The sequence below is a fragment of the Binatus sp. (SeqCode) genome (genome assembly GCF_035272065.1).
Lineage (GTDB): Bacteria > Desulfobacterota > Binatia > Binatales > Binataceae > Binatus.
Map to the genome: position 1 here is coordinate 1 of NZ_DATEQZ010000002.1, position 10546 is coordinate 10546.

The 10546-nt window shown below is 60.8% G+C and carries 9 protein-coding genes; 5 read left to right on the top strand and 4 right to left on the bottom strand.

Annotated features, from left to right (window positions below):
- The 4 genes from VJX68_RS00170 to VJX68_RS00185 all read left to right on the top strand — a co-directional run.
- Positions 1-907: CaiB/BaiF CoA transferase family protein (locus VJX68_RS00170; protein ID WP_324093609.1), on the top strand; the 907-nt coding region annotated here is incomplete at its 5' end.
- 3 nt (positions 908-910) lie between these two features.
- Complete coding sequence (locus VJX68_RS00175) at positions 911-1471, top strand: hypothetical protein (protein WP_324093610.1); 561 nt, start codon at positions 911-913, stop codon at positions 1469-1471.
- Between the two features lie 19 nt (positions 1472-1490).
- Complete coding sequence (locus tag VJX68_RS00180) at positions 1491-1709, top strand: hypothetical protein (RefSeq protein ID WP_324093611.1); 219 nt, start codon at positions 1491-1493, stop codon at positions 1707-1709.
- A 35-nt stretch (positions 1710-1744) separates the two neighbouring features.
- Positions 1745-3166, top strand: a complete 1422-nt coding sequence (locus VJX68_RS00185) for an amidase (protein ID WP_324093612.1) — start codon at positions 1745-1747, stop codon at positions 3164-3166.
- A 6-nt stretch (positions 3167-3172) separates the two neighbouring features.
- On the opposite strand, the gene VJX68_RS00190 is transcribed toward VJX68_RS00185, so the two are convergent.
- The 3 genes from VJX68_RS00190 to VJX68_RS00200 form a co-directional block, all read right to left on the bottom strand.
- Entirely contained in the window at positions 3173-4270 is a 1098-nt protein-coding gene (locus VJX68_RS00190; RefSeq protein ID WP_324093613.1) for a glycoside hydrolase family 172 protein, read from the bottom strand.
- Positions 4271-4354: 84 nt separating this feature from the next.
- The gene (locus tag VJX68_RS00195) at positions 4355-5320 is read right to left on the bottom strand and encodes an endonuclease/exonuclease/phosphatase family protein (protein WP_324093614.1); all 966 of its coding nucleotides are present in this window, start codon (positions 5318-5320) and stop codon (positions 4355-4357) included.
- A gap of 8 nt (positions 5321-5328) precedes the next feature.
- Positions 5329-7416, bottom strand: coding sequence for a thioredoxin domain-containing protein (locus tag VJX68_RS00200; protein ID WP_324093615.1), 2088 nt, complete (start codon positions 7414-7416; stop codon positions 5329-5331).
- A 97-nt stretch (positions 7417-7513) separates the two neighbouring features.
- Between VJX68_RS00200 and VJX68_RS00205 the strand changes: the two genes are divergently transcribed.
- Positions 7514-9202, top strand: a complete 1689-nt coding sequence (locus tag VJX68_RS00205; protein WP_324093616.1) for an ArnT family glycosyltransferase — start codon at positions 7514-7516, stop codon at positions 9200-9202.
- A 159-nt stretch (positions 9203-9361) separates the two neighbouring features.
- Here the strand turns inward: VJX68_RS00205 and dnaN are convergent, their stop codons facing one another.
- On the bottom strand, positions 9362-10504 hold the full coding sequence (dnaN, locus tag VJX68_RS00210) for a DNA polymerase III subunit beta (protein ID WP_324093617.1): 1143 nt from the start codon (positions 10502-10504) through the stop codon (positions 9362-9364).
- Positions 10505-10546 lie beyond the last annotated feature (42 nt).

Below are 10546 nucleotides of genomic sequence, written 5' to 3' on the forward strand. Positions count from 1 at the left end.
GGTCGAGAATCTGCGGCCGGGCCGGATGCGCAAGTTCGGCTTCGACTACGAAACGCTGGCGGCGCGCAACCCGCGCATCATCTATATGTCGGTCAATGCGTTCGGAAATCGCGGCCCTGAGCACAATCAGCCCGGCTTCGATCCACTGCTGCAGGCGCGATCGGGTGTGATGGCGGCGCAAGGCGGCCACCACGGGCATCCTGTGTACCTGACCTGCGCGATTTGTGATTACGGCGCCGCGATGCTCTCCGCGTTTGGATGCGTCCTCGCGCTGCGTGCACGCGAATTCACAGGCCGCGGGCAGTTTTGCGAGACTTCGCTGTTGCAATCCGCGATGGCGTTTCAGGCCGGCGAGTTCGCGTTTTATCCCGGCAGGCCCGACATGGAAGATGGCAGCCCCGAGAATCGCGGGCGCTCGGCCCTTTCGCGTGCATACCAATGCCGCGACAGCGAATGGCTATTCATCTCGCTATCTACTGAAACTCAGTGGAACGCGCTACTGACTATTCTGCCGGACCTGCCGAATAGCAACTGGGATGAGGCCGCGCGGGCGCCGAACGAGGGTGCGCTCGCGACGGCGCTCGCGGAGCAATTTGCCAAGCTCAAGGGTGACAACGCTCTCACAGCATTGAAGAAATCCGCCATCCCGGCTACGCGGATAAATCATTCTCGTGAGTTGTTCGACGATCCCCAAGTTGTCGCGAACGCCCTCACTGCCGAGTTGTCTCATTCGCAGTGGGGCCGCGTGAATCAAACAGGATTGCTGACGAAGTTTTCCGCGACTCCCGGCAAGATCGACCGCGCTGCTCCGATGCTCGGCGAGCATACCGACGAAATCCTACGCGAGTACCTCGGTTACTCGCCCGATCGAATCGCCACGATCCGCGCGGCCGGCATCGTCAAGTAATCGATGGATCCTGAGGCGGCCGCCGTCATCACTCCGCATCTGCTCGCGCGCGAGGAACTGCTCTGGTGCGGACGCCCGCATGACACGACCGCGCTTCGCTGGCGCGCCGGCGCGATCGTGCTCGTTGGAATTGCCGCGCTCGTGATGCGTTCGTTGCCGCTCGACTCGAACCTTGCCGAGCGCGCCGACACCAATTCAATACTGCTCGCAGTGCTGGTCTGTGTCCTGATTGCGGAAGCGATCGTGTTCCACACCTATATCTCGAACACGTTTTACGGCCTCACCAATCAACGCGTGATCATCGTTTCGGGCTTGAGAGAGCCAGAGATGACCGCCGTTTTACTCGACCTGCTGAACACTCCGCACCTCCGCCTCCAGCGCATCCATCGCCATATTGAACTGCGCGCTCGTGATGAGCATATATTTCAACAGGGTTATCTACCGTTTACGAACCCATCGATTGCGCCGGATTGGACCGGACGCGAGTGCTACCGGCTGCTCGCGCTTGAAGACGCTCGCCGCGTGTGCGACTTGATAATCGAATCGGCGCACAAACTCGAATAGTCAGAATCGGAGAGACACTATGCCAATGGTTACTGCCGAAACTGTGAAACAGGTATTGCGCGATCTCTACGGTTACGAAATCTCCGACGCCGACGCGCACTCAATCGCGCGCGGCGCTGGGGCGATGCTCACTCTCGCCGGCCACCTCGGCTCAATCGGTATTGCCGGCATCGAACCTCCCTTCGGCTACCCGGTGCTGTTGGCCGAAGCCACTCGTACTTCCAAAAACAAGTCGTAACACTACTTCATTAGTCACTTCGAGGATTCATTCCTATGTCGATTCCATTTCAGGAGCTACTCGACTTTGATGTTGCTACCCTGTCCGCGAAGCTGCGCGCGCGTGATATATCACCGGTCGAGGTGACCGAGGCGTACCTCGGGCGAATCGAACAGACCGACGGGTCGCTTCGCGCGTATATTACGGTTACCGACACGCTCGCGCGCAAGGCGGCGAAAAAAGCCGAGGTCGAAATCGCCGCCGGAAAGTGGCGCGGACCATTTCACGGCGTTCCGATCGCGCTCAAGGATCTGGTGTACACCAGGGGAATTCGCACCACGGGTGGTTCGAAAATCCTCGCCGACTTCAAACCCGATCACGACGCGACCGTGTGGACGCGCCTCAAGCGCGGCGGCGCCGTGCTGCTCGGTAAGCTCAACCTGCACGAGTTCGCATACGGAATCACGTCGTCAAACCCACACTGGGGAATCGTGCGCAATCCGTACGCGCTCGACCGAATCCCCGGTGGCTCAAGTGGCGGCTCAGCCGCTGCGATCGTAGCGCGCAGCGCCGCCGCCACCATCGGCACCGACACGGGAGGTTCGATTCGCATTCCCGCCGCACTTTGCGGATGCATCGGGCTGAAGCCGACCTGGAGCCGCGTCAGCCGTTACGGCGTTTTGCCGCTGGCCTACACGCTCGATCACGTTGGCCCGATCGCGCGCACGGTTCGCGACGCTGCGATGATGCTGCAAGTAATCGCCGGCGGCGACCGCAACGACTCCACCTCGAGCCGCGAGCGCGTTCCCGATTTCTCAGCCGGCCTCGACGGCGAAATCTCCGGCATGCGCGTAGGCGTGATTCGCGAACTCAATGAGGGGCTGAGCGAGGACGTCGCGCGCTCGTTCAACGCCGCACTCGAGACGCTGCGATCGCTCGGCGCGACCGTCGATCACGTAACGATTCCGTCACTCCCGATGGCCGGAATCATGAACGGCATCATCACCTGGGCCGAGGCGCTCGAGATTCATGAAGATTGGATGCGCACGCGACCCCAGGACTATGGCGACGACGTGCGCCGCAGGCTGGAGATCGGCATGATGACGACCGCTACCAGTTATATCCGCGCCCAGCGTGCCCGAGCCCGCACGCTGGCCGAGTCGATAGCGGTGTTGGCCGATCACGACGTGCTGGTCGCACCAGCCGCTGCCATCGTCGCTCCGAAAATCGGCACCACTCAGATCCTGGAGGGGCGCGAAGACCGGGTAGATGTCGTCGCCGCGATTTTGCGCTTCACGCAGCCCTTCAATACGACCGGTCAACCGGCAATAGCTATTCCCACCGGACTTTCGCCCGACGGACTACCTATTGCGATGCAGCTAATCGGTCGGCCGTTCGGAGAACACGAAGTGATACGCGTCGCCGCCGCCTACGAACGCGCTCGAGGCGCGTTCGCACCTCCGCCTGAGATTACGTAGTACGCATTACACGATGCGCAGATAGTCCGGCGATGGCAGCGGCGGAAATTTTGCCGCCGGGATAGTTTGGTACCAATACGCCACCGACGCAATATCGTCCTGCAGCGGCAGGAACTCCGCGCCCTTGCGCGGATCGCCCATCCATCCCAGCGCCTGGATAGTCACGCGCAAATCGCGCTTGAACCTGATCGGATCCGCGATATGCCAGCGATACATTCCGAATCTTTGCTGCGACGCATACAGCCCGTCGGGCCGAATCACTTGTGCCAATCCCGCGTAGGGTGTCGTGAACTCGCGATACCCGCCGTTCTCCTTGCCCACATCGAAATTGTATGAGCCGCAGAAATAATCCTCGGTGCCGGTGCCGCAGATCGTCGGAAACTCCGCATCGCCGTCGATGAAAAACTTTATCTCGCCCTCGCCCCACCATCCGCTGTTGTGAACTCCCCACACCATGTACGTCCCGACGTATTGCCCGCGCCCCGTCACTCCATCGAGAATCGTGTAAACCTCTTTGTATGGCAGCGGGTTCACGCGCCGGAATTGCGCATGGAAGTAGGCGGCATCAGTAGGTACTTCAGTGAGTACATAGTTGATTTGATAGAATAGTATCATCGCGGTGTCGGCAGTATTGGTCATAGTAATCAGGCACCGCTTCCTAAACGGCATTTCCCAATAGCAATTGAACGCGCTGCCGGGATTCACGCATACCGCCAGCGACGACACTTGCGCATATTTGTTCCATCCGCAGGCGAAAAAATCGCCGACCGGGCATTCCACCGACGGCTCCGGCGATCCATCCCAGTAAATTCTCAGGATGCTCGAGCGCCACGGTCCTGTCGGCGTCATCCAGATTTGCGCAATCGCGCCCGCTCCCGAAATATCGGCGAGCACTTTCACCTCGCCCGGCTCAATCACCACATACGGCGCGACCTTCCATCCACGACCCAGCTTGCGCGCGGGACTCCTGGCCGGGTCGGGAATCGCCATAGCGCCCTTGCCCTTTTCGCCGGTCGGATTTTCGGGACTTATCGAGCGGCTCTCCGCGTCGGAAAGAATCGCGAGATTCCCCATGTGCATGCCGAGTCCGTTGAACGATGCCATCGCGTGCGCCTCCTCAGGTCGGCCGCGCAATTCTAGTCAGGTCACATCGCGATGCGGAAGGATTTCCGCGGTTCCGCGCAGCAGCTACGATTCGATATCGACCGTCACGAAATCGTGATCGGAGACGCGGCGCAACAGGATAGGCGACCGCGGTGTGACGACCGCCGCTGTTCCCGCGATCGGACGCAGCTCGCGGACCGCGAGCCAATCGAGTTTTGGCCGCAGTGATCGGGGAATCAGTCCTGAGAAAGTGAACGTCGGGCGATTGGGCACGTTGACGCCTTCGATCTCGAGCCCGCGCCCTCGCAGATGCTCGAACAACGGCTCGTGCGCCTGAGGCGCGCGGAACCTGTCCGGATTCGCGATCATCCGCCGCGCCGCCGCCAGCAGCAACGCGCGGCTGGACAGCTCAGTGGTAGTAGTATTCAGGTCGCCGCCGAAAATCGCGCGGCCCGCCGCCGGGAACGATTCAAGGTAAGTCGCCATCTGGCGCGCGCGCTCGGCCGGCGTGCAGCGGCTGTGCAGATGCGCGACGCCGATGGTTACTTCCACACCGCCGAATTTCACCTTGGTAACAATTCCCGTTGGCGTGCCGACGCGCGTCCAACGGCGCCTGCGTATCGGCCAAGCCATCGGAGTGCGCGGTCGATGGATCGCGACTGCCGCCACCTCCTCAAACGGCACCGAACTGAGGATCGCATTGCCCATGTACGAGACGATTTCGCCTTCGCTGTCCGGGGGTTTGAGGCCGAACTCGGGAACATACGCGCAGCTCATCTCGAGCATCTCGCCAAGTTCCAGCGCGACTTCGCGGCGCTCCGCTCCCTTCGTCGAATTGACTTCGCATAACAGGATCACATCGGCGTCCCGCAGCGGCGGACGCTTGAGGCATCGCGCGATTTCGCGCAGGCCGCGCCCGCCGGCCGCGTTGAGCAGCACGACTCGCAGCCGCGCTCCGTGCCGCCGCGCCGCACGATTCACGACGATTGGCGGGAAATGCGGCGCCGGCTTTGCGCCAGCCGCGGTAAGGTCGCGCGCGTCGCGGTCCATCGCCCGAGCTAGTCGGCCAATTCCTTTTGCAGATCCTTGAACCTCGTGATCGGCGGCGTGCACGTATGCTCGCGGCACACGTAAGCAGTCACATGGCCGTCGATTTGCCGCTTGTCGCGCACCTGCTCCGGGATGAAACCGGTCTGAGCTTCGGACGGATCCGCGACGAAGATCGCTAGATTCGGAACGTGGATGAGGCCGAGCCGCTCGATCCATTCAAGCAGTTCGGTCGAGTTGCGACTGCCCACAATCACGACGTCGGTCGGCCCGCGCTGATAAAGGTCCACCGCTTCGAGCATGTGCGAAAATCCGAACGGCTGCTTTTCGATAAACTCGCGAAACAACTTGAGCGTGCGCTCCGCCTCGACGCGGTAACGCTCCTCGCCGGTGTAGCCGTGCAGCCTGAGTAGCGCCATCGCGGCGGCGCTGTTGCCCGACGGCGTCGATCCGTCGAACGCCGCCTTCGAGCGCGTGATCAGTGCTTCGTGATCGTCCGAGGTGAAATAGAAGCCGCCTTTTTCCTTGTCGATAAACCGCTCGAGGATCACGTTCGCCAGTGTCCGCGCATGCGCCAAATATTTTGGGTCGAGCGACGCTTCGTACACGTCGAGCATCGCGCCCGCCAACTGCGCGTAGTCTTCGAGGTAGGCGTTGTGCCGCGCGACTCCGTCCTTGAATGACCGCTTGAGCGCGCGCCCGTCCCACATCGTCGTCATGATGAAGTCCGCCGCGCGCTGCGCTGCCTCGAGATACCGCCGCTCGTGCAGTGCGCGATATCCCTCGGCGAACGCGCCGATCATCATCGCATTCCATGCCACCAGGATCTTCTCGTCGCGCCCCGGCTTCACCCTTTGTTCGCGCGCCGTGAACAGCTTGCCGCGAATCTCGCGAATCTTCGCGGACATTTCGTCTTCCGACACTTTGAACATGCGTGTTGCGTCGGCCAGTTCGATCGTGCGATGCGGAATGTTCGCGTCTTCGAAATTGCCTTCGATCGAGATGTCGAAATAGCGCTCCGCGATCGCGCCGAGCTCGGGACCGACGACGGCGTCGACCTGCTCCGGCGTCCAGACGAAAAACTTTCCTTCCTCGCCCTCGCTGTCCGCGTCTTGCGCTGCGTAAAAGCCACCCTCGGGACTGGTCATCTCGCGCAAAACGTAATCGAAAATTTCGCGCGCGACGCCTAGAAACTCCGTTTCGTTCAGCGCACGCCCCGCGTCGAGATACAAGCGCGCCAGCAACGCATTGTCGTAAAGCATTTTCTCGAAGTGCGGCACCAGCCATCGCTCATCGACGCTGTAGCGATGAAACCCGCCGCCGATCTGGTCGTAGATTCCGCCGCGCGCCATCTTCGACAGCGTGTGCCGAACCATTTCCGCCATCGCCTCGTCGCCGTCGGCAGCGTGTACGCGAAGAAACAGCGAGAACACGAACGTGTTGGGAAATTTCGGCGCCTGCCCCAGCCCGCCATTGATACTGTCGTAGTGCGACGCGAGCGAGCGCGCCGATTCCGCCGCCAGCCCCGGCTTCAGGTCGCCACCGGTCGGCACATAGTTCGTCAGCGCGCCGAGCGCCTCGGTCAGCTTCTCGAGATTGTTGGTGACTTCCTTCGCCTTGTCGCGATACGCCTGCGACACCGCCGCCAGGATTCGCGGGAAGCCCGGCATCCCTTGGCGATCTTCCGGCGGATAGTACGTCCCGCCGAAAAACGGCCGTCCGTCCGGCGCGAGGAACATCGTCAGCGGCCAACCGCCGCGCCCCGTGATCAACTGCACCGCATCCATGTAAATCTGATCGAGATCGGGCCGCTCTTCGCGATCGACCTTGATCGGTACGAAGTTCTCATTGATCACCCGCGCGATAGCATCGTTCTCGAACGACTCGCGCTCCATCACGTGGCACCAGTGACAGGCCGAGTATCCGATCGAAAGCATGATCGGCTTGTTCTCCGACCGCGCGCGCGCCAGCGCGTCCGCCCCCCACGCATACCAATCGACCGGGTTGTACGCATGTTGGCGCAGGTACGGACTCTGTTCGTTGATTAACCGGTTCGGCTTGCGGCCGGAATGATTTTCGGGATTTTTCGCCTGGCTCATGAATCTCGCATCATCCTATCTGCCTCTCGCCGCTCTGTCATTCCGATCGACTTGCCGTATGGCAGAGTATCGAGCGTGCCAGTTACAATTCGCTGCTATGCGATTCCGCCTGCGCGCCGGATGCGTCCTCATTTTCGCCGCGATTCTCTTCTTCGCCCGCCTCGGCGCGCGCGCGCTGTGGTCGTCGGAATTCCGATGGGCCGAAATTGCGCGCGAGATGCTCGTGACGCACAACTACTTCTGGCCGACGATTAATGGCCATGTCTATTACGACAAGCCGCTCGGCTCGTACTGGCTCGTAATTCTTTCGACACCGTTCACGGGCGGCCTCAACGAGGCTGCCACGCGCCTCCCTTGCGCAATCGCGGGACTCCTCGCAGTGGCGCTACTCATGCTCCTCGTGCGACGCGTCTACGACGCTCGCACGGCGATTCTCGCTGGCGTCATCCTCGCGACCAGCTTCAGCTTCGTTTTCTTTTCGCGCCACGCCAGCGCCGACGTCGAAACTCTAACCGGTGAGCTCGCCGCACTGCTGCTCTTCAACCACAACGAGGAGCGCGGCGGCGGAATCTGGGTGGTCGGCCTGTGGCTGATCATGGCGGCGACTTCGCTCACCAAGGGCCTGCTCGGATTCGCGCTGCCGCTATTGGTGATTGGCGTGTACTCATGCTTGCGCGACGGTTGGTCGCAATTTTTTCAGAAAATTTTCAACGGCTCGGTACCTGACCGGATAAGAAAACTCATCAAGCGCAATCGATGGTTCTTCAATTGGTACACCGTCGCCGGCGTCGCGGTCGGCGGCCTCGTGTATTACCTGCCGTTCGAAATCTCGGCGCGCATGATGGGCACGCAAAAGGGCCTCGCGATGGTCTATCGCGAGAACGTCGTGCGGTTTTTCCACCCGTTCGACCATCGCGGCACCATCTACTTGTATGTTTACGTCATCTTCGGCCTGATGGCGCCGTGGTCAGCGCTGTTACCCGCCGCCTTGGTCGAAACGCACAGCCTGCGCCATGCCAACGCCGAGCCAGCCCGCGCCGACCGATTCGCGCTGGTGTATTTCTGGGCGACGTTCATATTTTTCACTGTCTCCGGATCGCGCCGCAGCTACTACATACTGCCGATTCTGCCCGCCGTGGCGATCCTCGTCGCGCGAACGCTCGCGTATCCCGGCGAACTACGCTCGATATTCGCCCGACGCCTGCTGATTATCGGCTACGCGCTCGTCGCGTTCCTCGCGCTCGCCGGCATTCTCCTGCTGATTCCAGCCTGGGCGATTCTGCCGAGCCCCTACGACGCGCTCCCCGATCTGCCCGCCAAACCGGCCTTCATCGTGTTCTGGTTCGTATCGGTCGCCGCGATCATCTACACGATTCGCAAATTCAGCCCGTATCGTGTCGCAATTTCAATGGGCGCCATCGCGTATCTCGTAATGGCCTACATATATATCTTCGCGATGCCCGCAGCGGAGGCATACCGCGGTGAAAAGCCCTTCGGCTACGCGGTTCTGAACAAGATTGGCGGTTCGACCGACCACCTCGTCCTTTTCAAGACCGAAGGGCCGCTGTTCTACCTCAATCCGCCAAAGCCGCTTTCTGAGTTCGACAAGAAGCAGGACTTGCAGGACGCTATCGCGAAAGGCGATGCCAAGTGGATGATCGTCCGCCGCCGCGACATGCCCAAGCTCGACACCCCGACATCGATCGAGCTCAGCGAAGCGTCATATCCATGGGAGACCGACTACAATTTCCGAAACAAAGTAGTGCTGGTCCGCCTTGGCAATTGAATTATCAGCCGTGATGCAGGCATATTGCCCCCAACCTTCTAACAGGGACGAAGTCCCGCATCTTGTTCTCATACTGGGTGCAGGGGTCACCCCTGCCGAAGGAAGCGTGAAACCCACCGCGGGTTTCACATTCGATTAAGTGATCGACCGTTCGCGCCGTTACAGCCGCATCGGCATCACGACGTACGTGTACTGCTGATCCGATTCTGTCCTGATTACACCCGGGCTGACGTCGTCGCTGAGGCCGAGCTCTACCGTGGAATCCGCGCCTTGCGGGATCACCCCCAGCGCCTGCTGCACGTATGACGCGTTGAATCCGATCGCGAATTCTTCGCTCTTGAAATCCACGTCGAGCGACTCGCTTGCTTCTCCCGTTTCGGGACTCGTCGATGAGACCGTCAGCGTTCCCGCCGAAAGCGCGAATTTTACGCCGTGGTATCGCTCGCTCGAGAAAATCGCCGCGCGCTTGATTGCCGCGAACAGTAAATCCCGCTTGACGGTGATCTTGTGCTTCGACTGCTTTGGAATCACGCCGCGGTAGTCGGGGAATTCGCCCTCGACCAACCGCATCGAGACTTCCGTCGCACCGCGCTTCAAATACGCAAGCTGACCTTCGAGGCTCAGCCGCACTTCGGCGTCGCCTCCCACATCCAGAATTTTGTGCAGCTCCGCGAGACCCTTTCGCGGAATGATCGCGCCGGTCTCCATTCTGAATCCCGGCACTTCGCGCTCGATCATGGCTAACCGATGCCCGTCCGTCGCGACCATCCGGGCCGATCCCGGAGCGTTGGACTCGACGAACACACCGCTCAGGTTGTATCGCGCTTCATCCGGACTGACCGCGAAGATCGTTTTATCGATCATTCCGGCCAGCACGGCCGCGGGAATCGTCAATTCGGCCTTGAGTTGTTTTTTTGCTGCTCCCGAATCCTTGCCGGTGCTCTGACTCGGCATCGCGGGGAAGCTGCGCGGATCGAGGCCCATCATTTTGAACTTCGCGCGGCCGCATTTCAGCTCGACCCAATCGCCGTCGAGCGACGTCAGCGCGACTTCGTCGCCTTCCGTCTCGCGCACGATTTCGAAAAGCTTGCGCGCGTTGAGCGTCAGGCTCTTTTCCTTGCCGGTACACGCGACCTGGGTGCGGATTCCGACTTCGAGGTCGGTCGCGCTCAGCGTCAGCGCATTTCCGTTTGGTTCGAGTAGAACATGGCCGAGTATCGGAACCGTCGTGCGCCGTTCCACGATGCCCTGGACCAGTCCCAAACCGCTAAGCAGCGAAGCACGCTCGATTGCGAGTCCCATGAATTGTTAGCCCGTCTTCCTATTCCGGATCTTTAGATCTCT

Bases quoted from the DNA above. Each gene is read 5' to 3' on its own strand.
- VJX68_RS00175 (WP_324093610.1), top strand. From the start codon at position 911: ATGGATCCTGAGGCGGCCGCCGTCATCACTCCGCATCTGCTCGCGCGC.
- VJX68_RS00180 (WP_324093611.1), top strand. From the start codon at position 1,491: ATGCCAATGGTTACTGCCGAAACTGTGAAACAGGTATTGCGCGATCTC.
- VJX68_RS00185 (WP_324093612.1), top strand. From the start codon at position 1,745: ATGTCGATTCCATTTCAGGAGCTACTCGACTTTGATGTTGCTACCCTG.
- VJX68_RS00190 (WP_324093613.1), bottom strand. From the start codon at position 4,270: ATGGCATCGTTCAACGGACTCGGCATGCACATGGGGAATCTCGCGATT.
- VJX68_RS00195 (WP_324093614.1), bottom strand. From the start codon at position 5,320: ATGGACCGCGACGCGCGCGACCTTACCGCGGCTGGCGCAAAGCCGGCG.
- VJX68_RS00200 (WP_324093615.1), bottom strand. From the start codon at position 7,416: ATGAGCCAGGCGAAAAATCCCGAAAATCATTCCGGCCGCAAGCCGAAC.
- VJX68_RS00205 (WP_324093616.1), top strand. From the start codon at position 7,514: ATGCGATTCCGCCTGCGCGCCGGATGCGTCCTCATTTTCGCCGCGATT.
- dnaN (WP_324093617.1), bottom strand. From the start codon at position 10,504: ATGGGACTCGCAATCGAGCGTGCTTCGCTGCTTAGCGGTTTGGGACTG.